The organism is Planktothricoides sp. SR001 (assembly GCF_001276715.1).
Lineage (GTDB): Bacteria > Cyanobacteriota > Cyanobacteriia > Cyanobacteriales > Laspinemataceae > Planktothricoides > Planktothricoides raciborskii.
The window spans coordinates 54,929-80,563 of the sequence record NZ_LIUQ01000014.1; the positions used below are offsets into that span (position 1 = coordinate 54,929).

Consider the following 25,635-nt stretch of genomic DNA (forward strand, 5'->3'; position numbering starts at 1 on the left):
TTAGGGATAATTTCCTATGGCTAACATTATCCAACTGTTGATCATTTGGCTGGTCACGGCTATCAGCTTTGTGATTATTTCCAAAATTCCCACTGGCGTAGAAATTGATGACTTTAACAAAGCTTTATTTTCCGCAGCGGTATTTGGCATTTTAAATGCCCTAGTCCGCCCGGTTATTGCTGTAGTAACTGTGCCAGTTTTAGGGGTAATTTTTTCAGATTTTCTCTTAAGAACTTTGCTGAATATGATTATCTTTGGATTGGCCGCTTATCTGGTGGAAGGATTTCGCTTGCGTTGGGGAATTTGGAGTGCTTTGCTTGGTTCCCTTGCTTTGGGATTTATTAACAGTATCCTCTTGAGTTTTATTCCTATTTAGGGGAAATCGTTTAATAGGCAAATAAACCCGGTTGTCCGATCGCAAAGCGTGCCGGATGGCATTTTTCGATCCCCCCAACCCCCCTTAACAAGCTATGCCTTACTCACATATTTCTTAACAATCGAGAAAGCATAGCCTGCCTGGGTTTGACCGGGTTTACGAAACTTAACACATATTTAGGGTGGTGAGAATCCCGCGCTCAACCAAATCTGGCTAAACTATAAGTCCAAAGCGGGGAGAAATCTCTACCACTCGCGCTTCAATTCCGGCACAATTCCCGGAATTGAAGCTCTGAAAAATTGAGGAGAAAGTATGGATTCTTGGGCAAAAGAGGAACTTAAATATGCCGACTTAGGCGATCGACGTCGGAATCGAAGACTGATGAAGATTGTCTCGGATCTAGCCGCACACCCTCATGCCAGCATCCCTGAAGCCTGTGGAAATTGGGCGGCGACCCAAGGATGCTACGATTTGTGGGGCAACCCGCGAGTGAAAGCATCCGAGATTCGAGCCGCTCATCAGAGTAGCACCCTCGAAAGAATCAAAAACCAGCCAATTGTTTTAGCAATTCAAGATACTACTGAATTCAACTTTACGCATCATCCCAGCAAAAAAGGAATGGGTTATCTAGACTCTTCCAAGAGCCGAGGCTTAAAAGTCCATTCCACTTTCTGTGTCAGCAGTGCCGGAATCCCGTTGGGTTTATTAAATCAGGAGGTTTGGGCGCGAGATATCCAGGAGCTAGGAAAAAAACATGACCGACACCGACGAGCCACCCTCGATAAAGAAAGTCAGCGATGGATCACCGCATTACAGGCGACAGATTCAGTGGTTCCACCGGATACGATTGTCATCACTGTCGCCGACGCGGAAGCCGACATCTACGATTTATTTTCCACCTCAAGAAATGCCAACTCGGAACTGTTAATTCGGGGGCACCATAATCGCTGTGTCCGCTCTTCTGATGACGATTCTGCGGAAGTAGAGCGTTTGTCGGATGTGATCCGCCGTTGTACTCCGATTGGACAAAAAACACTCGATTTGAAAGCTACGGAAAAACGCGCCCCAAGACAGGCAGTGTTGACTTTAAGAACGATTTCTGTAGAAATTCAACCGCCTAAAAATCATCCTCACTTTAAAACCCTAAACCCCATAAAAGTTACTGTGATTCTGGCCGAAGAAGAAAGTCCCCCACCGGATGTGGATCCGGTCAGTTGGTTACTATTAACCACCTTACCTGTTAGTGATGTAGAGGATCTAGAGCAATGCTTAATTTGGTACAGTTATCGGTGGTTAATTGAGCGGTATCATTACGTGCTCAAGAGTGGGTGTTCTCTGGAAGAATTACAATTAGAAACCGCCGACCGAATCGAAAAAGCATTGGCTACTTACTCTATTGTGGCATGGCGCTTATTGTGGTTAACCTACATTTCCCGGACTCATCCGTCGGCGGAGGCGACCAAGGTTCTTGAACCCTATCAGTGGCAAGCACTTTATTGTTTTATTCATTCTGTCACCTCTCCACCTAGCACACCGCCAACGGTGAACCAATGCATTAGGTGGATTGCTCAACTTGGGGGTTTTTTAGGACGCAAGGGGGATGAAGAACCCGGAGTCAAAACGATTTGGCGCGGCCTACGACGACTAGAAGATATCGCTCAAACATGGAAGATATTTTATCCGAGTTCTTCACCCCCTGTCAATGATGACTATGTTAAGAAATATGTGAGTAAGGCATAGCTTAACAAGGGGGGCTTTTTGGCCGGGGAAAGCCAGAAGTGTATAGTTTCGTCGATCTCAGGTTAATATAGAGAGTATCTTCCTGTTGATCTATGGTATTTGATTCGGTGAATGACTCTCGGTTAGTGTCAGCGCTAAGTAAAAACCCTAATTAAGCGCTAAGTAAATTCTAAAAGGGCGGTAATAGGAATGAGTGTCCCGGAACTAGAAGCAGCAATTCAACGGTATGATGCCGCGATCGCCGATATTGAAAGCAGGATCCAAACAGCGGCGATCGTTCAGGCGAAACTTGTCCGGGATGCGGTGTTAGGTGATGCGGTCAAGTCCGCTACTCGTGATGCGCTTAATTCTAAGGCAGAGAAGTTTGATTTGCCGCAAGTCGTCCTCCAAGCAACTCAGCAGGTGATGACCGAAAAGTCTTTGGAGGCGATCGCGGCTAAAATCATTAATCTCGCTTTGAATGCTGATGGTATTGATACAGAAATTGACCCAACGATCCAGACTGCTGTGGCTACTTTTGCCAAAGAGTTAAGCCAAGAAATAACCCATGAACAGATATTAGAAGTGCTGACCGCTCGTGATGGGGTACAATGGGCTTTAAGCCAAGAAACCCCCGTTTTGACGGGTAAACTTTTGGCACAACTGAAAAGAGGCGATCGCTATTTAAAATCCCCACAATGGCAAACATTAATTAGTCTAATTAACTTAGATGAATGGCGGGAAATGTTCCATCCCCCCCAAACTGCCTGGTGGTGGTATTGCGAACCCAAGCCTTCAGCCCCTACTCCTAAAAGGTTCTCATTCTGGGATTGGCTGGACTTGCCTTGTAACTTGTTAACCTGGTTTTTCTTAACAATTTCCGTTAGCTTAGTCGGAGACATGGCCGCCCAAGTTTTTGCCGGAGACTCCGATAATGCTTTAGGCATATTTGCCCTAATTTCGCCAACAGTCTTGACTTTTTTCTCTGGAAAACAAGCCCTCACTCAAAAAGGCAAAGAAGATATTCAAATTTGGCTAGAAAGTTGGAAGATTCATAAAAAATATGTCCATGAAGTCAGTGCGGTAATTTCTTTATTTCTTTGTGGATTTATTTTGATATTTTATAAGTTGCTAGTTCCAAACATCGCCGATTATTTGGGACAAAAATATGAACAAGCAGGAGAACTGAAGGCTGCCCAACAAAAATATGAATTAGCGGTAAAATTTCAATATACTCCGGCTTATCCAAAACTGGCAAGGGTATTGGTGGAACAAGGAAAACCTGAATATGAGGCAGCGGAAAAAACTATTAGAGAAGGATTGCAAGTTGCTCAGGCAAAAAAAGACCAGCCAAACTTAGACGCTACCCTAGTAGTCTTAAATAAACTTGCCAGAGCATATAATCTGCAAAAAAATACCACGAATACTATTCCCTTGGTTGCAGAGGGTTGGAAAAATAGCAAAGGAGCCAGCGATCGAGTAACGTATAATTTAATGACAAATTATGGGTGGGGTTACTTGAATCGAGAAAATTATAACTATGCCCTGTCTTGGCTAGAGTCAGCCAGAGACATTACCAATACATTACCAGAATTAAGCAAACATCCCGATCATTATTGTCTTTTAGGAATCGTCTATCAACAAATTAATCAGATGCCGAAGAATTGGCAGATATACAGAGAAAATGAAAAAGAATCTTGGGCAAAATGTATTAAATTTTCCAGCGATGAAACTTTAGAAGAAATTGAATGGAGTAAACAAGGTCAAACCTATTTAGATATGATAGAAAACACAGATAAAGGAGTAAAATAATGTCTATAAAACTCGGTAAAATTGTATATTATTCCGGCGAATTTTATATTCAACGGGATAGGGAGGATCGCTTTGAAAAGTATAATCCCAATAAGGATGATGAAAGCTTGCTTCGTGACGGAGATCAGTTAAAAGTTCCGGCGGGGGTGACGGTCAAAGTACAATGCGATCATAATGATCGAATAGTGACCGTAGCGCAAGAGAGAAGAGTTCCAGTGAAAAATATTTGTCCGATTCCCGTTCCTTTCAGAAGTTCTCAGATTATCTCTGAAAGACTCACAACACTATCTTTTTGTGAAGCGGGGGAAAAGTCTCAACATCGGCATCCTGAAAAACTGGGAGAAATTGCTGAGTATCCGGTTGGTAAAAAATTTCAAATCAAACGGCATTCTTGGGCTGGGTTTAAAGATTATCACTCTACCTGGGGAACGGGACTTTATGAAGGAGATCAACTGAAAGTTCCGCCAGGAGTGACGGTGAAAGTCAGATTTGAGAATAACGAGGAAGTCCAAGTGACTGATAATAACCAACCCTGGGATTTACTGGATAATTGGCAGAATCAGTGAGGTCTGCATAATTACTCATTGAGACTTTGATTACTGTTCAAGCTTGATGAGATTTAGGTCAAGGCGATCGCTTTTAAGAAGCATTAACCAACATTAGCCAACATCACCAACCACTTGACAAAGGATCTAAACTAGATTGGGACTGAAGAATCAACCGAATTAGTTAGTTTTTATCGCTCAATGACTTTAACGCAAGTTTGGGGTGCTTTTCTGATTTTCACCGTCTGTCCCATATTGGGCGGACTACCCCTAATCGCCTGGATTACATGGGCCCTGACTCGGCGAAAATTGGCCGAATTGGGTACGGGCAATATTGGTGTGTCGGCAGCCTTTTACCACGGGGGTAAATTGGCGGGAATTTTGGCGGTGATTTCAGAAGCCCTCAAGGGAATTGCGGCGGTTTTATTAGCAAGGCAATTTTTTCCCCAAAACCCAGAGTGGGAATTGGTGGCTTTAATTGCTTTGGTCATGGGCCGTTATTGGTTGGGCAAAGGCGCGGGAACCACCAATGTAGTCTGGGGGTTTGTCGTCCACGACTGGCGCATTGCTGGGTTGATTTTTTTGATTGGTGGGGTGAGTTTTACCATTTTGCGGGAACGCCAATGGGGACGGACTGGGGTGTTGATACTCATGCCCACGATTACGGCACTATTATATTGGCAACAGTGGGAGCGAACCTGGTTAGCGGCTATTCTAAGTCTGTTGTTATTTTGGATTTATGCACAAATGCCCGATGATTTAGACCTCCCCCCAGAAGAAACTCACCGAGAGTCGGAGAAGATGTTTCGTTTTTTTCAGGGCGATCGCGCCTGCAAAACTCTGAATCAACCCCTAGATCCCAGAAAAGTCGGTCAAAAAGCGGCGACCCTCTCTCAACTGAAACGCTGGGGCTATCCGGTGCCCCCAGGATGGGTTCTGTTGCCCGGAGATGACCCGGAAGCTTTGATCGCCAGCCTGAACCCTAGCCCCAAGTCTCCTTTTATTGTCCGGTCTTCCGGGATTAATGAAGATTTAGATACTGCTTCCGCTGCCGGTCAGTATGCCAGTATCCCGAATATTTGCGATCGCCTTGCCTTGCAACAAGCGATTACTGACTGTTTAAACTCCTACGATCGCCCTGGGGCAGTCAAATATCGGCAAGATCGAAACATTGGCGATGCGGCGATCGCGGTCTTAATTCAGCCCCAAATTCGCGGCGTCTTTTCTGGCGTCGCTTTCAGCCGTGACCCGATCCAGCGTCAGGGAGACGCGGTGATGATTGAAGCCTTACCGGGAGACTGTAGCCAAGTCGTCTCTGGCAAAAAAACCCCGGAACGCTATCAAGTTTTGGTCAGTGCAGCGAAAGCCACCGATCCGACCGATCCGATCGATTCAACAAGCTATCCCCCGGAAAATATCAGAAATAGCAGTTGGAAACTTCCCCCAGACCTGAACCTGCCCATCCAAGGCAAAGGCGATATTCCGGCGATCGTCATCGAACAAATCGCTTTTTTAGCCCGTCACATAGAAAACCGTTATCACGGCATCCCCCAGGACATCGAATGGACTTATGATGGCCAAAAATTTTGGATTTTGCAAAGTCGTCCCATCACCACCTTACTACCGATTTGGACGCGCAAAATTGCCGCCGAAGTCATCCCCGGAATCATTCATCCCCTCACTTGGTCAATTAATCGTCCCTTAACCTGCGGTGTTTGGGGTGAACTTTTTACCCTCGTCCTCCAAGACCAAGCCCAAGGTCTTAATTTTCAAGAAACCGCCACCTTACATTATTCTCAGGCTTATTTTAACGCCTCTTTATTAGGAGAAATTTTTCGCCGCATGGGTTTACCTCCAGAAAGCTTAGAATTTCTCACCAGAGGATCTAAATTTAGCCAACCTCCCCTCACCGCTACCCTGAAAAATATTCCCGGTTTGCTTCGATTAATTGGTCGAGAAATCCAACTAGCCGATGACTTTTACAGAGCCTATAAAAATCGCTTTGGCCACGCATTAACTAAGCTGGCAAAACAACGGGAGCAAAGTTGGGATTTCACTGCCATAAAATTAACCCCGAAATCCCTAATTGAACGAATTGATGCGATATTAGAATTGCTTTCCGATTGCACCTACTACAGTATTTTAGCCCCGTTAAGTTTTGCTTTCCGTCGAACTTTATTGCGAGTAGAAGATAGTGAACTAGACTATAGCCAAACCCCGGAAGTGGCCGCAGTGCGATCGCTCCAAGAACTCGCCAACAACACCCGGATGCTACTGCCTAATTTAAATCAACTGTTGCCAGATTATCAAAACCAAGGCGGTGACTCTTCCCAACTCTTTGCCACTCTAGCGGAAATTCCCGAAGGTCAAACCGTCTTCGATCAATTTGAACAATTCCTTAACCGCTACGGATATCTCAGCGAAACAGCCACCGATATCACCGTTCCTCGCTGGAAAGAAAACCCCCGGTTCTTAAGAAATTTATTTGCCCAATTGCTTTTTCATCCCTCCCCTGTCCCAGTCAAAACTTATAGCTCCAACGTCCCAACCCACATTGTCCAGAAACGCCTTCAACTCAAAGGCAAAGTGACAGAAGTTTATCATAAACTTTTAGCGGAACTGCGCTGGAGTATCTTAGCCTTAGAAAAACTTTGGCTCAATGCCGAACTATTTTTTGAATCCGGAGATATCTTTTTTTTGGAATTATCAGAAATTCGTCAATTATTGCCCCTGGATTTATCGAGTATTGCCACGAACACTGAACTAATCGAAGAAGTTCTCGATCCCCTGTATGACTTAATCGAAGCCCGTCGGGATCAACGGCAACAAGATGCGGAAATTCCCTCAGTCCCGCTAATTGTTTATGGGAACTCTCCCCCGACCAGTCCCAAATCCTACCTCGTAACTTCCGAAGCCCAAATCCAGGGAATTGGTGCCAGTCCCGGAGTGATTCAAGGTCGAATCAAAATTCTGAAAACTTTGCAGTTATCCGCCACCATTGACCGAGAAACTATTCTCGTTGTCCCCTATACCGACGCTGGTTGGGCTCCTTTGTTAGCCCGCGCTGGGGGCATCATTGCCGAAGTGGGCGGTCAACTCTCTCATGGGGCGATCGTTGCCCGTGAATATGGAATTCCCGCCGTGATGGACATTCACGATGCCATGCAAATTTTCCGCGATGGCGATCTAGTCAGAATTGATGGTGGTCAAGGAATTGTCGAATTGCTCTAAAATTACCCTGCAACAATCAGTAAATTTACTTAAGCTCTTCCGCATTTAAACTGGGATAACAGCATTTCCCTTGTTTTTTAACTTTCGAGACCATTTAATAATTAAACCTCCTTGATTTAATAATTTATGTAATAAAAATTCCAGTTCCTCAATTGAAGTAAATAGTCGATTGGCAATATATTCTTTACTCCAGTGCCACACCAACTCCATTAAGTTGTAATCTGGACTATATTCTGGAAGAAATTCTAGATGTATGTTTGGCATTTATGACTCAATTTTATCAAGGCAATCCTGTTTTTTATGAAAACTGGCATTGTCCAGAATTATCACAATTTTTGGTCTGGTCACAGAAAAATATTCCGCTCGGTTCCCTCGGTCAACCCACTCTTCTATTACTTCTTGATAAAAAATCTGTAGAACGTCATAAAAACTTTCCGAATTGCTTTTATTTAAAAAATATACAAATCTTTTTTGAGCGGAGTACCCGAATGATCCCATTACATTGACCCTTCCTTTTCTGCTCCCATTACCTTACTTACGAGGTCTTCCTTTTTTATACCAATTTTTTCTTCTTATTACTCTTAAACTAGATCCGCTGTCGTCCCAAAATTATACCTGTAAAAGCTCTTTTTTTTCTATTTGCAAATATTTTTTTATTTTTGGCTAAAATGCTTCTCTATTGACCTCATTTCTCTGGAAATCCAAGCTATACTTTGCCCACAGGTAAACATACTTTTTTTACCTTATCCTCCGCACTTGAGACCCGCTCAGTTTAATTCCAGTAACTATTTCTAGATAAGTAGCTAGTCTCGCAGCCGTCCATCTCCAAACTCATATCCCAGTTCTTTGGGTTCGGTCTCTATAGTTGTTAATAAAATTTATATATATTCATCTGTAACTTTCTTGTTGTTTCCTTTCATTCTTTCATCTTTTAAGCTTTCTAGATTGTCTGGATCTCCATGAACGCACCAGTATGAAACTGTGTTAATTGAGCAGCCAATAAATTCAGCTATTTTAGCTTGTGTCTTTCCGTCATTGAGTAAGAGAATTATTAAAATCCTTTCTCGGATTTCTCCATTTTCTTCCTCTTTCAAGGCTTTCTGAAGTTTCAGATGAGTCTCTGGCGTTAAATGATTCTTGGCTGGCATTCGCGTGCTGGTGATTTGGCTGAACTTTTATTGCTATTATACCCAATTTAAGTGCCGAACAGCTTATGTTAACTCAAACACAATATTTCCTTGACTATCTCTACTGTGTAATTCTCGGAATCTACTCCGGCGATCCCAGGCTTTCCTCAATCCATCACTAAAGAATTCAGCTAAAAAAGCAAATACATCAAAAATGGTTTATTTTCCACTGCCATTCGGCGATAAAAATACCGTTACTGGAGTAATAATTTTTAATTATATATCCCGTAATGCTCGGTAATTTTGAACTCGCAGTGATTCTAGTCTATGGATAGATTTTATAGCCATATTTTGATTCGTATTTTTTACTTGTTTTAACTTGTTTTAACTTGAAGATTGGGTTAGCATATCATACCCGATCGCCCAAGGTTTTATCTTACCTCAGAAATCAGGCTGATTTGATTGTGGAGTCCTTTTGCTCATGCGATCGCTCTCCCACGAAAAGAAACCTGAAGTCAGAAACCGGGTTTCTTTATACCATCTCAGTTTTGACACAAAAATTGTCATAGAAACCCGGTTTCTTTTTCCTCAACGGGCGATTCCCGCAAGGGATCCGATCAAAGCGGAATCCCTTTAATTATCCGTTAGTGGTGGGGCAATAGGTGACAAATGGGTAGAATAGTTTGGCTAGATGATTGGGAAAATTTGATAAAATTTGCTTAAATCTCGATTTTCTATCATCCTCACCTTTCTCGACCTTATGGAAAAAATCCTTAACCTTCAGATTGAAAAACTCCCAGAAGGGGTGTACTTGGCAACCTCTGATGAACTGCCTGGGTTAGTTGCCCAGGGACGAACCATAACTGAAACCTTGGAAATTGCCCGTGATGTGGCACGAAAACTATTAGAAGCCAAAGCGGAACGAAACCAAACAGACTTATTAAAACCCATAGGCGATCGCTTTAATTATCCGTTAGTAGTGGGGCAATAGGTGAAAAATGGGGAGATTAGCTGGATTTCGTTATCGACAAATTGTCAAAATTATTAAATCTTTTGGCTTCGTTTTTGACCGACAAGCCGCAGGCAGCCATGAAATTTGGTATAATCCTGACAGAAATTTTTATACCACTATTCCCAATCACCCAGGGGATATGCCAGAATGAACTCTCCGGGCAATTCTTAAGCAAGCTGATATTACTCCCGAAGACTTTCTCAACGCCTCAAAGTAAAAGAAACCCGGTTTCTGATATCGGAGGCGATCGAAGCGATTCACTTGCCAAAAGAGACAGTGGTAGGGTGGGTTAGGCGGTGACAATATGTAGCAAAAAAACAGTGATATTTTTATCCGCCGTAACCCACCATTATGCGCGGAATTGAGGCGCGATCGCTCTTTCACAAATCGTCATCACTGCGATATATTTCAATTTTATTCATGTTATCTCTAGATTAAATAGAAGCGCAATAAATCAAAGCTTTTATTTATGGATATTTCAATAAATTCAGTTCAGAGATAAAGCGATAATCTCGTTGGTTTTTACTCAGTAGGGGAATTTGATTTTCAATCGCTGTGGCAGCGATCAAAGCGTCTGCTATCAATAACCCATGACTCAGATAGTAGCTACGCATTAATTCTTCTGCTTTGGTAGATATCTCACGGTTCAGTTGAAAAATCGAAAACTGTCTAAGGAATTTGTCCAAAGCTTCTAACTCTTGTTTATTGCGACAGCCAACAATTAACTCTAACTCAGTAATTATACTAATTGTTAGCAAAAATTTTTGTGATTCTTTAACCAGACGTTCTTTAGCAATTGAGTCGTTATTTGCCAAGTCAATCAAGAGATCGGTGTCGCTCAAAATGGAGTTCATTTTACTGATGCCAATGTTGTTGTCGGATATTTCTCACCCATTGACTACTGTTTTGGGTATCTTGCCGATCGCTCCACATTCCAATAAAAGGTTGCTCCTCTAATTGCAGAGGATTAATCGGTGAGTTTTGCTTGGTTTCATAACGTTTTTTTAAGACTGCAACCAGATCGGCAATAATCTTTTGCGATTCTTCCGGGAGTTCTTGAATTTCTAGGAGCAGTTTCTCAGCAGAGGAAAAAGACATTTTTCGGCGGTAATGCAGAATATTTAATCCTATAATACCACAAAATATTCAAAAAGTCCAAAATTCTAAAAGTTGTAGCGCAATTTGTAGGGTGGGTTAGGCGGTGACAATATGTAGCAAAAAACCGTGATATTTAGATCCGCCGTAACCCACCGTCATGGCAGGGATTCATGCGCGATCGCACTCTCAAAAATCGTCATCACTGGGATATATTTCAATTTTTTTAATGTTATCTCTAGATTAAATATAAGCGGAAAAATAGGCGATCGCTCTTTCACAACCTTTCACAACCGGCAAAGAAACCGGGTTTCTGACCTCCGAGGCGATTTAACGAAATATTTTCACCTTTTCTAGCGAAAGCGATAAAGATTTCGCCGTTTGTTCTATAGTTAAAGTGCCTCTTGCTCCCAAAATGGCAACACTTATCGGCTGATTGTAGCAATTCGCTATGACCTGGGAATTATTTTCATCCGATTTATTGGCACTCATAGCGAGTATGACAAAGTAGATGCAGAAATTGTTTAAATAGAGGTCAATATATGGAAGTGCGCCCAATTAGAACTGAAACCGATTATCAGGAAGCCCTTCGAGAAATCGAGTTACTATTTAATGCCGCCCCAAACAGTCCTGAGTCCGATCGCTTAGATATCCTCAGCACTTTGGTGGAAGTCTATGAGAAAAAACAAATTGCGATCGCCATTCCCGATCCGATCGAAGCGATTCACTATTATATGGAAACTCGTGGATGGTCTCGTCGCGATCTAGAGTCCTGTCTCGGCAGTCGAGCTAGAGTATCTGAGGTATTATCTCGGCAACGTCCCTTGACTTTGAATATGATTCGGAAGTTGAATCAAGAACTGGGAATTCCTGCTGAAATTCTCATTCAACCCTATCAGGCAAAAATCCCCGCGTAAGTCACCAACAATTAAGCAGGAGGCGATCGCTCATCGACCAACTAGACTAAGAATTTTTTGTCAAGAATGTCAATGCGTAAGTCCTAATTAGATTGAAATATATAGACCATCTCAACAATTACTGAATGTTAATTATCTATTATATACTTATGAATAATTGATAAAATGTAGATTCCTTGTTGATCGGGGGCTAATTTTTGAGACTTATTCAGCAGAGTTGCTACTAATTGAGGATTTTTAAAGCGAAAACTTACTCGTTCTACTGAAGTTTTCCAGTAGTTGAAAAAGTAGGCAAGAATTATATTTCTCCATGTAGTGGATTGAGCCTTAGTAAGTTTTTGTACTTTCTCAATGATTGAAATATGTACACTTAAAAAGTCAAGCAATGTTGCATTAGGTTGTAAAGTAGCTGCCATTAATCCAAGAATAAATAAAATTTCATTAGGAGAACTAATATTTTGATATTTGTTTATTAGTTCGCTATAACTTGATTGTCGTAAATGAACTTGATCGATAATTTCCGCTACTGTTATCCAAAGTGATTGGGAACTAGACCTTTCTGAAATTTCGTGGCAAATACTAGCTAAATTTATTGCTTTACTTTTTGCTTCTTGAGGATTGCAAATCGCAATATCTGCTATATGAAACATGATTGGCATAACTCCAAGAATTAGGGTATAGCTTTCTGCCTCTCTCCAAATCGGATTTTCTCGTGAAGGCATAACTGATTGAATATCGATTCCTGGCTCTGAAATATTTATGCCTGATTGACTTAATGTAGGAAGGGCTACTAATAATGTTCCTAGCTCAACAGCTAAGTCAAGAACTTCATCGTACTTATTATTTAAAATAAGCTGAGGAATAATTTGGCGACCTAAGCTAGTCACAGGAAGTAATTGCTGTGATTTTCTAGCCATATCTATTCCTTTCATTGCCCAAGCTAAAGATCGTTCATCATTCCCAATAGCCTCAGCAAAAGACGCAAGTTGAGTAGCAAGGAAGCAATCTCGTGCTGGGTTATAATGATTTATTCTTTCTGGGTTTCTAGTCAGAAATATACCTCGTGTTGGTTCTGTATATTTTTCACCAGTTTCAGTTTTTTCAGGGGGAGTACCTTTTGTTGCGAGAGAGTTGAAATAACCAGTGATGTGGGCATATAGAACAAACATTTCTTTCCACTCGTTGTTATGGCTGGGATACTTTAGTAAATAATCTCCAGCCCGCTCCCAACTTTCAAATGCAGCAGATAAATCACTCGCTAACCATTTTGCGATCGCTAGTTCACCCAAAGCTTTAACTAATTCAATTTCAGGAATTTCCTCAGATGCTCTTGCTAAATTAAGACCCTGTTCAGCATATTGGATACCCAAGTAAGGTTCTTGAATACCAATCGCTTGACTAAGCCTTAAAAAAGCATGAAGTTTCAATAATGGATAAGCTTCTAGTGGTTGTTCTACAGATTCTTTTAATAAAATAGTAGCCTCGTTATAATGCTCGGCAAACAAAAATTGTCTTCCTAAACATTCTTTAAGAAGAAATTCAAGACGAGGATCATTTGAATCACCAGCAATAGCGATCGCTGACTGAGCAACCTCGATTGCTTGTGGCAAATTTTTCTTATACTGAGACAGAATAATAACTTCGGAGCAAACCGCGTTAGCCCATAATAATTTTATGTCCATACTCCAGGCAGAATCTTTCAAAAGACGCATAGTCGTTAACACAGTTTCCCAGTCTTGTTTTGCTGCGGGTTTATCTGCTTCTATCCGCCAAAGTCTTTCGGCAACAAAAAGACATCCTGTTTCTGTCACTTTAGCTTTAGTTGCAAAAGCTCGTTTACGTTGTTCGGAAGTTAACTGTTGTAAAGTAGCGATCCATTCCTTAATATCTACTGAATTTTGAATGGTTATCGTAATTCTCCAGAGCAATAACTCAAATGGAACATCAGGGGGCAAAGATAATTCTCTGCCGTCAGGTAGTCTGGGAATTGAAGAAAAACGTAAAGCTGTCTGAAAATAGCGATTTAAGCGTAAAGCTCCCACTTCATCAGGACACTTGGCAAGCAGGCGAACAACAACACCCATTATCATTACTGCTTCTTGCTGTGTTATGTGATCTATCAAGCTATCTAGACTCTCAAGAAGATAACTAATGGATTTCTGATAGCTAACGCGAATAGAGATTTGAAAAGCACGTATTAACAGGCGAATTCCCAAATCCATCTGTTCAGGTAGAGGTGTATGTGACCATATTTGAAGAAGTCCAGCATCATCAATTTGAGGTGTGCTATTTTCCAATGTATCTAATGCACCCAGGAATAAAGCACCTGCCTTGTTAAAAGCATCCGCTTCAATAAAGTGAAGAATAGCTCTAACCGCTTTGTACTGACTGATTTCGCCTTGAACAATACGCTCACCAAGGGCTAAATGACATTCTTTACGGACAGCAACAGACAAGTCTTGGCTGCCCAGTGCGTTAATCAATGGGGAAACAGTGAAAATGTCGTTAACATCACGTTGAATCCAAATTCCTAGCAATTGATTTAAACGTTGTCGAGGACGTTCAATATTGGGAGCAACATTGGCCAAAGTTCGTATATCTTCTAAAGAAAAATCTCCTAAAACTAGATTGACTCTGTATAAAAGCTCTTGAGTTTGATCGTCCTGGATATTTTCTAAAATAAAATTAATAGTCTCCTCATTAATATCACTCGTATGTTTACCCTTTATAATCTCTTCAAATGTTTTATCTGTTTCCCAGTTTTTTCGCTGAAGATATTCAGCCATTGAAGCAAGTAAAGACGGATGCTGTTGTGCTAATTTATTTAAAGATTCAACCCAATTGGAGTTAAGGAAAGATTCAGGAGCCTCATAAGCTTTAAATATCTCTGCTGCTTCACTGTTGGTAAATGAAGGCACCTCCATTGTGTAGAGAATTTGATTACCTATGATAGATTGCAAGTTTTGAGGTAACTGATAAAAACTGGTTGAGAGTAACCTGATGTTTTTTTGATGGCATATTGTGGCGAACTGAATTAAGCGAGCCTCAAGTTCATCTCCTCTTTTCATTTGAGGGAGATCGTCAAACACTAAAATCGTTTTAGGTCCAAGGTATTCGATCAATTGGCTATACCATGTTTGGATGTTTGCTTTAAGTCTATGTCCAACTAATGTTTCGATTGCTTGATCGAATCTCCAACAGGCTTGTTCGATTTTTAAGTCTCTAAATCTTAACCATTTACAATTCGTATAAAGTTTTTGACTGCTCAAATATTGGACTAGCAGAACGCCTAACTGGGTTTTACCTGAACCGAAACTGCCATTGATCGCAACCCAAGTATGATTGATTAGCTTGTTTGCTAAAGTTTGAACTGTTTTTTCTCTTAAGCTATAACGTTCAACTAGAGGATAAATATCCAGTATTGGATTTGACACAACGTAACTAATAGATCCTTCTATTCCCTGTTGTTTAGCTAACTGTTGTACTTCCACTTTCAAGCTATTTAACAACTGTTGATCTTCTTCCTGTACTTGCTCCAGATTAGTGACCCGATTGTCCAGTTCATCAAACCAATTTTTAAAATTTTCTAATGTTTTGCTATCGGTATCATTCAGACTGGGTAAAGTAAGTTGAGTATCCAGTTCTTTTAAAGTCAGTTGCTTTATTCCAGATTGAGAAAGTCGGCTGAAAACGTACCAGAATAGCCTGTGGTATTGCTCCTTGGCTTGCAGAACATCAATTGCTTTTCCTCGATTCAGTAGTTTTTCCTGAAGAATGCTTTTCAGAGATTTAGCATCTGGAGCTTTAGTGTTCCAATAAAATTTATAAATAAGTTCAAAAAAAGTTTCATCTGTTGCCGTTTTTATGAAATCAGAGAATTTTTGCCATGTATTTTCGTGAAGATCGCCCGGTTTTTTGACAGATTTTAAAATCTCACGAATACCTGTTATCAGTTTAGATCGATTTTCTTCTTCTACTTTTCCTGAACGCAAAAGCTCCCAAGCCTCAATGGCTGGAATCTGCTTAGGCAGTGGAGATGGTCTTTCTTTACCTACTTTTGTATTTGTGGTGAATTGAAAAATAATCTCAGCCCTTGGGTTAGTTTGACAATGATCGAGAAAATTTGCGATCGCGGCAATTGCTTCAGGTGTTCTTAAAGTAAGTGATTTTTCACGGTGCTTAACTTGTTCAAGAAGCCTATTGCGTTCCTCCTCTGAACCAGCAATTAAAGCTGTCGTAACAATATCAATGTCTTCTCCACGTTCAATCTCAAGAATTTGATTAGGTTCTAAATACAACCACCGTTGAATAGTAAGATCAACCTGATAAACATATCCTCGAATGGTACTCCAAGCATCTCTATCTCTAGGGACGTTAAAAGAAGACATATCTTTATTTTCGATAAACATTGAGTATAGAATACTATCTATTATAGCACAACCAACTACGAGATATCGAATATTTAATATATGGGAGTTACATTATCGATTCCATATATCACTGTGCAGAGCAAAGTTACTGAGGACAGTATTATCAAAAATGATGGGCAAAGATTCAGATTTAGGCGTTTTCGATATCACTTAACAATTCATCCTCGCTACTCACACCCAGATCGAGCGGTGCATTACGTTTTTTTAACTCCACTTTCGCTTCCTCAATGGAGACATCTAATAATTCTGCTAATTTCCCCAAACTAATCTGTCCCCGATTATATGCTTCAAATGCCAGATCCACATACTCCATAAACCATTTTGCCCAAGCTTTGGCCAGATTTTCCGGGAGATGAACATCAGTGATTTTAGATTGATGCTTGTACATCACAAAGTCGATTAAATCGCTGACTTCTGGTAATACTGATTCTGGCAGTTCTTGCAATTTGGCGATCGCTATTTCTCTAATAGTCATAACGGTAGTCTCTTTCGGTTTTTTCCATATTATCTCTAGATTAAATAGAACCGCAATAAATCACAGCGATCGAGCCTTTATCAATTGTAGCGCAATTTGTAGCAATTTGTAGGGTGGGTTAGGCGGCCATAAATAATCGCAAAAAACCGTGATATTTAGAGCCGCCGTAACCCACCGTCATGCTCAGAATTGAGGCGCGATCGCACTCTCAAAAATCGTCATCACTGCGATATATTTCAATTTTTTTAATGTTATCTCTAGATTAAATAGAAGCGGAAAAATAGGCGATCGCTCTCTCACAACATTTCACAACCGGCAAAGAAACCGGGTTTCTACGAGCCTTTGGGCTGGGAAACAAAGACTTAACCAAAGAAACCCGGTTTCTGACCTCCGAGGCGATCGCTTTAATTGTCTATAAATTATTAGCCAAGCTGATATTACTCCTGACAATTTTTTCAACTCCGCTAAATAATTGTAGCCGCTACCCACAAATCCTTAAATGTGATCTATAATAATGGAGGGTCACTTGATTTGCTGTTGATTAATCAGTGGCAAATGCGAATAAGATCCTAGATAAACAAGACTGCCAGGTTGTCATAAACAATTGGAGGTGACTTGCTCAATGAGCTACCTATAAATAGGAGAACTCATTATGAGCGAACCATATAAAAAAAATCAAGACCAAAATTCAGTAAACGTTCACAGAATTACAGAAGAACAGATTCAACAAGGATTTCCTGGTGCTAAACGCATCAGATCAAAAACTAACATCAAAGGAGGATCCAAAAGAAAAAGATGGCAATGGAAAAAATTCATATTAGACGAGGACACTCAACATGAAGCAGTAGAAAAGTTCCGGGAAAGTGATGGCAAACATCTTGGGGAATGTGACCCTCAAACCGGAGAGCAAACAAAGCCAGCAAATCCTAAAAGAAGATTGCAAAGATAGATAATTTAATATCTACTTTTTATCAGTTTGCTTAATATTTTTATTGATTATTTTATTGATTAAACCTATCATTGAGCAAGACAAGACCTTCCTGGCAGGTCTTGTTTTTTTGTCTTGAGTTATTTACAAAAAACAAAAAAAAAATAGGGCAGGCATTTGCCTACCCTATTGTTATCAGGGGTTAAACTTAATTAACGCCAATCAACCACTTAAGAATTAGTAGTCGAAGTCACCGCCGCCCATGCCAGCGCCTGCGGCAGCGCCTTCCTTGGGTTCGGGCTTGTCAACCACGATGCACTCGGTGGTCAACACCATACCAGCGATGGAAGCAGCATTTTGCAGACCGGAACGAGTCACTTTCGCGGGGTCAACGATGCCAGCTTCAAACATATCGACGAATTCATCGGTAGCGGCATTGTAGCCCACGTTGAAGTCTTTTTCTTTGACGCGCTCGGCGATCACCGCACCGTTTTGACCGGCGTTTTCGGCGATCCGCTTCAGAGGAGCAGAGATGGCACGAGCCACAATCAAAGCACCAGTCAGGGCTTCAGCGGTCAGGTTGGCGTTGGCCCATTCTTCCAGTTGGGGAGCCAAGTGAGCCAGGGTGGTGCCACCACCAGGGACGATACCTTCTTCCACCGCAGCTTTGGTAGCGTTGATGGCGTCTTCTAAACGCAGTTTGCGGTCTTTCATTTCGGTTTCCGTGGCGGCACCGACTTTGATCACCGCTACGCCACCAGCGAGTTTGGCCAAACGCTCTTGCAGTTTTTCTTTGTCGTAGGAAGATTCGGTTTCTTCCATTTGACGGCGGATTTGCTCGCAACGAGTTTTGACCGCTACTTCGTTGCCTTCGGCGACGATGGTGGTGTTTTCTTTGGTCAGGGTGATGCGACGAGCGCGGCCCAACATATCCAGCTTGGTGCTTTCCAGCTTCAGACCGGCATCTTCGGTGATCAGTTGACCGCCGGTGAGCACGGCGATGTCTTCGAGCATGGCTTTGCGGCGATCGCCAAATCCAGGAGCCTTCACCGCAGCGACGTTCAGCACACCGCGCAGACGGTTGACCACCAGGGTAGCCAGGGCTTCTTTTTCGATATCTTCAGCGACAATCAGTAAGGGCTTGCCAGCACGGGCAACTTGCTCCAGAACGGGAACTAAGTCTTGCACCAAGCTGATTTTCTTGTCGGTGATCAGCAGGAAAGGCTCATCGAGAACCGCTTCCATGCGCTCGGTGTCGGTGACAAAGTAGGGAGAGATGTAGCCTTTGTCAAAGCGCATCCCTTCGGTGATTTCCAGTTCGGTGGTCATGGATTTCCCTTCTTCTAAGGAAATCACGCCTTCTTTGCCGACTTTTTCCATAGCTTCGGCAATCATAAGACCCACTTCTTCGTCGTTACCAGCGGAGATGGTGCCGACTTGAGCGATCGCCTTGGAATCTTCGATTTGACGAGCGTGTTGAGCAATCTTTTCCACTAGGAATTGAGTAGCTTTGTCAATCCCCCGCTTCAGAGAGATGGGGTTAGCGCCAGCGGCGACGTTACGCAGACCTTCTTTGACCATTGCGTGAGCCAAGACGGTGGCGGTGGTGGTGCCATCACCGGCAGAATCATTGGTTTTAGAAGCGGCTTGACGAATCAGAGAGACACCAGTGTTTTCTACATGGTCTTCTAATTCAATTTCTTTGGCGATGGTGACGCCATCATTGACGATTTGGGGAGCGCCAAATTTTTTCTCCAGCACCACGTTACGGCCTTTGGGTCCGAGGGTGACGGCGACAGATTCCGCCAGGATATCCATGCCTTTTTCTAGAGCACGACGAGCATTTTCGTTGTAGATGATACGCTTTGCCATAAGTGTTGATCCGTTGTTATGTGAGGTTTATTGGTGTTATGGTTTGAAGTCAGTCAATTGATATAGAGAATTGACTGGGTAGATAAAGATTTTTTAGATTAGCCAACAATTGCCAAAATGTCTTTTTCGGCCAGCAGGACATATTCTTCGTTGCCCAACTTAATGTCGGTGCCTGCATATTTAGAGTAGAGAACTTTGTCACCAATTTTGACTTCCATTTCTTGACGAGAACCGTCGTCGTTGCGCTTACCTGCACCGACCGCCACGATTTCACCGACTTGGGGTTTTTCTTTGGCGTTGTCAGGGAGGTAGATGCCACCAGAAGTTTTTTCCTCAGAAGGGCTGACTTTCAAAAATACGCGATCGCCCAGGGGTTTAACAGTTGAAACACTTAAAGATACAGCGGCCATACAAGCTCCTCGAAATGCAAAAAAAGAATATGAACTTTCAGCATCCAGTTGTTACAAGTCCAGGATTTGATCTTTGACCTAATGCAAACAACTGTTAGCTAGTTTTTTTCGGAGTTAGCACTCTCAACTCCTGAGTGCTAATTTAGCCGACAATCCCGCGAAAACGCAACAGATATACTTGTACGGGTTCCCGAACTTATCGGATGCGGGTTTTTCGAGAGTACAGGTTTACTTCTATATTTAATTGCCAATATGTTATCAATTAGGGCATTGAACCGACTCTTACCTTTAGCATCGATTCACCATCTATATAATTGCGACAATTGCGATAATTGCGATCGCCTCACTTCTGATCCCAACGCTGATTAGTCCAAAATAGTCTTAATCGTCTTATAGTGAAACCAAACCCTAGAGTCGCCAAATCTCTCCCTAGGAATCAAACATCATTGCTATGATTGACCATCCCATACCTGAAGCCAATTCTGAATCCAATTCTGATACCAAAGCCGTCAACCCGGAATTGTCTAGTTCCCCAGGGGCGATCGCTTCGCCTCTGGATCAAAGTCCGACCGTGGCATCCCCAGACAATCTTTCCGCGATCGACACCGATCTAACTCCCTTAGTCAAAAGCGTAGAAACTTTAGGGATCGACCAAATCCAACGACATATATTTCTCTGTGCGGATCAAACCAAACCGAAGTGCTGTTCCAAAGAAGAAGGTTTAGCCGCTTGGGACTACTTAAAAGCCCGACTCAAAGAACTAAACTTGGATGAACCCACCCGTGGGTTGCCGAAAACCCGAGAAAGGGAAGAAGTTTCTCCTTATATTTTTCGGACGAAAGCCAACTGCTTACGGGTATGTTGCAATGGCCCGATTTTAGTGGTTTATCCTGATGGAGTTTGGTATCATTCTGCCACCCCTCCGGTAATTGAACGGATTATTCAAGAACATCTGATTGGCAATCAAATCGTCAAAGAGTATTGCTTTCTCATTTCTCCGTTACCACAACCCCAACAGTGAGATCATCGATGGGGCTACCACTTCTGGTGAGATCGATCGCTCATATTGTTAGAGGGAATCAGCCTCTCTGAAAAAAGTGCTGATCTTAAGGGTGAAAAAATCAGGAAATATTAATGGCCTGCTCTAGGCAGCCCTGGTAAATTCCCCTATAATAAACACTTGAGTTATCGGCAATCACCCCTTAATATCTGTTGCCTAGCTTGCCGAGGTTCTCCATCAGTGAATCGGTCATTTGATCGGGGGCGTTAATTAGCGTTAATTAACTCTTAACTGCATCAAGTTTCAGAGAGTAAAATTCTGATATTTGCTTAATTTTTATATGGATTAAACTTTAATCTAGTGAGAAAAAAGATGAGTCAAACTATTACTAATAATCCGAAAAAACTGCTATTGATTGATGACGATCCAAACCTAATTTTACTGGTTCAGGATTATCTGGAATTTCGGGGCTACGCAGTCATCACCGCCGAAAATGGTCGAGAAGCTCTAGATATTCTTAAAGAAGAAATTCCCGATATGATTATTTGCGATGTGATGATGCCAGAAATGGATGGCTATACTTTTGTCAAGAATGTGAGGGAAAATCCACGCACCGAGTGGATTCCCGTTCTGTTTCTGTCGGCAAAAGGTCAAAGCCAAGACCGGGTAAAAGGCTTAAACACCGGGGCTGATGTTTATATGGTCAAGCCGTTTGAACCGGAAGAACTGGTGGCCCAAGTTGAATCAACCCTTAAACAAGCTTCCCGGTTATTAGACCAGCCCATGAAGCGCAGCGGTCAAGATCCTAAATTGCTGGTTCCCGATACGGTTGAACTGACCCCGACAGAAGTCAAGGTGGTTCAATTGGTGGCTAGAGGGCTGTCTAATCGGGAAATTGCTGAGGTGATGAATGTTAGTCAGCGCACGATTGAAAGTCATGTTTCTAATATGCTGGCGAAAACGAGTTTACACAACCGGACAGAACTAGCTCGATGGGCGATCGAAAGTAAGAAGATTTAGGGGCTTGATTTTTCAGGGCGGATCGCCAATAGTATCTACTTAGCCGGTTTTGGGCGCCACCTTGGAGCATGAGATGGCGATCGCTCCTCCTTGGTTTGATTGGCCGATCCATCGCATCTATCCATCGCATCTATCTATCGCATCTATAATATCGCATCTATGTATCGCATCTATATCTATATAGAGAGTGTTGCCCCATTCCCTCCTATTTGCTTTGTCCGGGGATGCGGGGGCTGGCATCCGCTGACATTGGCTGAAAAAAATGCCAGAATCGTCGGTGAATCCATCCAGCATCTAAATTTCAAGCGGTAATAACAGGGCAGAAGATTAGAAACTGGGCAACAGATCGTGCTACTCTGAAGTTAGTCTAATTTTCGATAGACCTCATGGTTTGATCTGATGCGAAACCCCCTACGGAAAATCATTTTCATGGGGCGATCGCTCAGAATTTTTTATTTTATCTATAATTATTACTGAATTTAAATATGAGAACAAACTATTTATAATCTGACTTTTTACCGGCTAATTGTTAACGTTAATATTAGCCACAAATCTGGTAAATTAAATTACAATTTATATTATCACTATTTGGGGCATTTAACTAAATAATTACACATTAAAAGTCGCTCAATAAAAAACGACTAAAAGCGGCTGAATTGCCTAAATTATCTTTAACTTCAGTCAATTAACCAAATTTTGTATTGTCATTGCTGAAAGCTAATCAGCGATATGTTGATAGCTGATCCCATTCCGGCTTACAGACCGGAGCATAACCTTTAGCTGAAGGTGACTACGGAAACCCGGAGATAAATTGAAAATAGTTCCGAGGGTAATCAGATTGTTACTGGCGAACTTTTTCCATTTATCCCTTTGATGTTTATACTAAGATTAGTGATTAATTAAAATAAAACCCAACCCGGAAAAAACTTTCAGCAAGTTAAAAAAACTCGCGATCGCCTTCATCCGGGCTGATGCCAAAAATTTTTCTGGTGATTTGACCAACCACTGTTGGGAAAAAATAGATCAATTGCTGGCAAGTAAATGACTAAAATTTCTCAAGATTATTGGGGGAATTTATAGATATTTTTGCTTGGGCTATTGAGCAAATATTTAAACTCAAATTAATCAGAAAAAAAAATGGGCTTAAATTATGGTATAATTAATCGCTAAGTTTAAATTATTTGATAGTAATTTTAGGTCTAACTTTCTATGAATTGTGTCGCTTTAAACCGTCTATCAATTTTTGTAGACGGTAACAATATGTTCTATGCTCAACAAAAAAATGGGTGGTTTTTTGATCCGAGAAGAGTTTTAGAATTTTTCACCACCAACGAACCCAATACTAAATTGATGAATGCTTTTTGGTACACGGGATTAAAAGACCAACAAGACCAACGCGGCTTTCGCGATGCCCTGATTAGCTTAGGTTATACAGTCCGCACGAAACTATTAAAAGAATACTACGATGATACCTCCGGTCGATATTCCCAAAAAGCCAATTTAGATATTGAAATTGTCGTGGATATGTTTAATACGGTGGATCAGTACGACCGGGTGATTCTCTTTAGTGGCGATGGAGATTTTGAACGGGCTATAGAACTTTTGCGGTCTAAAAATACTCATATCACGGTAGTTTCTACGGAAGGAATGATTGCCAGAGAACTGAGAAATGCCACCGATCGCTATATTGACCTGAATGATATTCGCGACCATATTGAAAAAATTGACTATTAAGCGGGGGATGGCCAAATCGTGACTTGACTTCTTGAGTAAGTATTTCCGCAGATGCGGCAATTCTTCAGGCAGAGTTGAGATTTCTGGTGGCGAATCCCTGGAAACCAAATTTTTTGACAATTATTGACATTTTGGCGGGCTATGATGCCTTTGATCGGCAAATGAGTCCAGTAAAAAGGAGACAATTCACTCCAAAACGCGCAAAAATAAAAGAAGAGAAAGGATTAATTCAGGCTGAGTGACAACTATGAGCAACCAACCAGAACGGATTATTATTTTTGATACCACTCTCCGGGACGGAGAACAGTCTCCCGGCGCTAGTTTGAATCTGGAGGAAAAGCTGACGATCGCCCGTCAGTTAGCCAGACTTGGGGTGGATATTATTGAAGCGGGCTTTCCCTACGCCAGTCCGGGGGATTTTGAAGCGGTGCAAAAAATCGCTCAGGTGGTGGGAGTCGAAGGGGGGCCGACGATTTGCGGTTTGGCCCGCGCTACCCGTGCGGATATTGAGGCGGCAGCGAAAGCCTTGGCCCCAGCGGTGAACAAGCGGATTCATACGTTTATCGCCACTTCCGATATCCACATGGAGTATAAGCTGAAGAAAACTCGCCCAGAAGTGGTGGCGATCGCCTCTGAAATGGTGGCATTCGCCAAATCTTTCGTAGATGATGTGGAATTTTCCCCGGAAGATGCCGGACGGTCTGACCCAGAATTTCTTTATGAAGTCTTGACCGCTGCGATCGCTGCTGGGGCGACCACCATCAATATCCCAGATACCGTCGGCTACACCACCCCCGCAGAATTTGGCAGACTCATTCGGGGCATCAAAGAAAATGTCCCCAACATCGACCAAGCCATTATTTCCGTACACGGTCACAATGACTTGGGGTTAGCGGTGGCCAACTTCCTCTCTGCGGTGGAAAATGGGGCGCGTCAATTGGAATGTACCATTAACGGCATTGGGGAACGGGCGGGAAATGCCGCCTTGGAAGAACTGGTGATGGCTTTGCACGTTCGTCGCCAGTATTACAACCCCTTCCTCGGTCGTCCCCCAGAGTCCGAAGCCCCATTGACCAATATTAATACCAAGGAAATTTACAAAACTTCTCGCTTGGTTTCCAGCCTCACGGGAATGTTTGTTCAACCGAATAAAGCTATTGTCGGGGCAAATGCGTTTGCCCACCAGTCCGGCATTCACCAAGATGGGGTACTCAAGCATAAGCTCACTTATGAGATTATGGATGCTGAGTCCATTGGTTTGACCGATAATCAAATTGTCCTCGGTAAACTCTCTGGTCGTCATGCTTTTTCCACTCGCTTGAAAGAGTTAGGATTTGAGCTTTCCGAAACCGAACTGAATCAAGCATTTGTTAAGTTCAAGGAAGTGGCGGATAAGAAAAAAGAAGTCACGGAATGGGATCTCGAATCGATTGTTAATGCAGAGATTCAGCAACCCCCAGAACTTTTCCGTTTAGAGTTGGTGCAAGTTTCTTGTGGCAATAATTCCCGACCCACCGCTACGGTGACGTTGCGGACCCCCACGGGAGAAGAATTGACCGATGCGGCGATCGGGACAGGGCCTGTGGATGCGGTTTATAAAGCGATTAACCGGGTGGTGAATGTGCCCAACCAGTTAATTGAGTTCTCGGTGCAGTCGGTGACTGCGGGGATTGATGCGTTAGGGGAAGTGACCATTCGCTTGAAACATGGCGATCGCATTTTCTCCGGTCATTCCGCCAATACCGATATTATTGTCGCCTCCGCTCATGCCTATATTAATGCCCTGAACCGGCTTTATGCATCATTGCAGAAAAACCCGGAACCCACCCCGGCAGCGGTGAGTCAAGTGTAATTGCCCTGGAAAAAATCCATCCGGTTTCTAGTTAGAAAAATTAACAATTAATTCAGGATTATTCGGTGGGCATTCGCTCA

19 protein-coding genes and 2 pseudogenes are annotated in these 25,635 nt (G+C 42.3%); 14 read left to right on the forward strand and 7 right to left on the reverse strand.

The features are described from left to right. Positions 1-16: 16 nt before the first annotated feature. The 5 genes from AM228_RS10560 to AM228_RS10580 all read left to right on the forward strand — a co-directional run bounded on the left by AM228_RS10560 (position 17) and on the right by AM228_RS10580 (position 7,683). The gene (locus tag AM228_RS10560) at positions 17-376 is read left to right on the forward strand and encodes a phage holin family protein (RefSeq protein ID WP_054466084.1); all 360 of its coding nucleotides are present in this window, start codon (positions 17-19) and stop codon (positions 374-376) included. Between the two features lie 312 nt (positions 377-688). Beyond that, positions 689-2,116, forward strand: coding sequence for an IS4 family transposase (locus AM228_RS10565; protein WP_054466085.1), 1,428 nt, complete (start codon positions 689-691; stop codon positions 2,114-2,116). 189 nt (positions 2,117-2,305) lie between these two features. After that, on the forward strand, positions 2,306-3,907 hold the full coding sequence (locus AM228_RS10570) for a hypothetical protein (protein ID WP_054466086.1): 1,602 nt from the start codon (positions 2,306-2,308) through the stop codon (positions 3,905-3,907). After that, complete coding sequence (locus AM228_RS10575) at positions 3,907-4,473, forward strand: hypothetical protein (RefSeq protein ID WP_054466087.1); 567 nt, start codon at positions 3,907-3,909, stop codon at positions 4,471-4,473. Before AM228_RS10570 ends, AM228_RS10575 begins: the two co-directional genes overlap by 1 nt. Before the next feature lie 180 nt (positions 4,474-4,653). Further along, positions 4,654-7,683: a glycerol-3-phosphate acyltransferase gene (locus AM228_RS10580; RefSeq protein WP_054466088.1), complete on the forward strand. Its 3,030-nt coding sequence runs from the start codon at positions 4,654-4,656 to the stop codon at positions 7,681-7,683. Positions 7,684-7,728: 45 nt separating this feature from the next. Here AM228_RS10580 and AM228_RS30925 read toward each other — a convergent pair. After that, positions 7,729-8,831, reverse strand: a pseudogene (locus AM228_RS30925) (IS630 family transposase). Positions 8,832-9,525: 694 nt separating this feature from the next. Here AM228_RS30925 and AM228_RS10595 point away from each other — a divergent pair. Next, positions 9,526-9,801 (forward strand): type II toxin-antitoxin system HicB family antitoxin, encoded by a 276-nt coding sequence (locus tag AM228_RS10595; RefSeq protein ID WP_231636742.1) that lies wholly within the window; start codon positions 9,526-9,528, stop codon positions 9,799-9,801. Between the two features lie 7 nt (positions 9,802-9,808). Further along, positions 9,809-9,973, forward strand: a complete 165-nt coding sequence (locus tag AM228_RS29570; RefSeq protein WP_072160734.1) for a type II toxin-antitoxin system HicA family toxin — start codon at positions 9,809-9,811, stop codon at positions 9,971-9,973. 316 nt (positions 9,974-10,289) lie between these two features. Here AM228_RS29570 and AM228_RS10600 read toward each other — a convergent pair whose 3' ends face one another. Both AM228_RS10600 and AM228_RS10605 read right to left on the reverse strand, forming a co-directional pair. Continuing rightward, positions 10,290-10,676, reverse strand: coding sequence for a type II toxin-antitoxin system VapC family toxin (locus AM228_RS10600; RefSeq protein ID WP_054466090.1), 387 nt, complete (start codon positions 10,674-10,676; stop codon positions 10,290-10,292). Between the two features lies 1 nt (position 10,677). Beyond that, the gene (locus tag AM228_RS10605; protein WP_054466091.1) at positions 10,678-10,920 is read right to left on the reverse strand and encodes a hypothetical protein; all 243 of its coding nucleotides are present in this window, start codon (positions 10,918-10,920) and stop codon (positions 10,678-10,680) included. A 426-nt stretch (positions 10,921-11,346) separates the two neighbouring features. Between AM228_RS10605 and AM228_RS35135 the strand changes: the two are divergent. Further along, positions 11,347-11,445 (forward strand): annotated as a pseudogene (locus tag AM228_RS35135) (type II toxin-antitoxin system HigB family toxin); the annotation flags it as partial. A 14-nt stretch (positions 11,446-11,459) separates the two neighbouring features. Beyond that, positions 11,460-11,834, forward strand: coding sequence for a type II toxin-antitoxin system HigA family antitoxin (locus AM228_RS10610; protein ID WP_054466092.1), 375 nt, complete (start codon positions 11,460-11,462; stop codon positions 11,832-11,834). Between the two features lie 128 nt (positions 11,835-11,962). On the opposite strand, the gene AM228_RS10615 is transcribed toward AM228_RS10610, so the two are convergent. Beyond that, entirely contained in the window at positions 11,963-16,222 is a 4,260-nt protein-coding gene (locus AM228_RS10615; RefSeq protein ID WP_156331688.1) for a hypothetical protein, read from the reverse strand. A gap of 172 nt (positions 16,223-16,394) precedes the next feature. Beyond that, positions 16,395-16,739: a UPF0175 family protein gene (locus AM228_RS30935; RefSeq protein WP_054466094.1), complete on the reverse strand. Its 345-nt coding sequence runs from the start codon at positions 16,737-16,739 to the stop codon at positions 16,395-16,397. A gap of 652 nt (positions 16,740-17,391) precedes the next feature. On the opposite strand from AM228_RS30935, the gene AM228_RS10625 reads away from it, so the two are divergent. After that, positions 17,392-17,688, forward strand: a complete 297-nt coding sequence (locus AM228_RS10625; protein WP_082348834.1) for a colicin E3/pyocin S6 family cytotoxin — start codon at positions 17,392-17,394, stop codon at positions 17,686-17,688. Positions 17,689-17,904: 216 nt separating this feature from the next. Here the strand turns inward: AM228_RS10625 and groL are convergent, their stop codons facing one another. Both groL and groES read right to left on the reverse strand, forming a co-directional pair. Further along, the gene (gene groL, locus AM228_RS10630; protein ID WP_054466095.1) at positions 17,905-19,539 is read right to left on the reverse strand and encodes a chaperonin GroEL; all 1,635 of its coding nucleotides are present in this window, start codon (positions 19,537-19,539) and stop codon (positions 17,905-17,907) included. A gap of 98 nt (positions 19,540-19,637) precedes the next feature. Continuing rightward, a complete protein-coding gene (gene groES, locus AM228_RS10635) occupies positions 19,638-19,949 on the reverse strand; it encodes a co-chaperone GroES (protein WP_054466096.1) in 312 nt (103 codons plus the stop codon). 451 nt (positions 19,950-20,400) lie between these two features. On the opposite strand from groES, the gene AM228_RS10640 reads away from it, so the two are divergent. The 4 genes from AM228_RS10640 to AM228_RS10655 all read left to right on the forward strand — a co-directional run bounded on the left by AM228_RS10640 (position 20,401) and on the right by AM228_RS10655 (position 25,555). Then, the gene (locus AM228_RS10640) at positions 20,401-20,970 is read left to right on the forward strand and encodes a ferredoxin (protein ID WP_231636743.1); all 570 of its coding nucleotides are present in this window, start codon (positions 20,401-20,403) and stop codon (positions 20,968-20,970) included. Positions 20,971-21,321: 351 nt separating this feature from the next. Beyond that, positions 21,322-21,969, forward strand: coding sequence for a response regulator transcription factor (locus AM228_RS10645; RefSeq protein ID WP_054466097.1), 648 nt, complete (start codon positions 21,322-21,324; stop codon positions 21,967-21,969). Positions 21,970-23,178: 1,209 nt separating this feature from the next. Continuing rightward, entirely contained in the window at positions 23,179-23,703 is a 525-nt protein-coding gene (locus AM228_RS10650; protein ID WP_054466098.1) for an NYN domain-containing protein, read from the forward strand. A 247-nt stretch (positions 23,704-23,950) separates the two neighbouring features. Continuing rightward, a complete protein-coding gene (locus AM228_RS10655; protein ID WP_054466099.1) occupies positions 23,951-25,555 on the forward strand; it encodes a 2-isopropylmalate synthase in 1,605 nt (534 codons plus the stop codon). Positions 25,556-25,635: the final 80 nt, after the last annotated feature.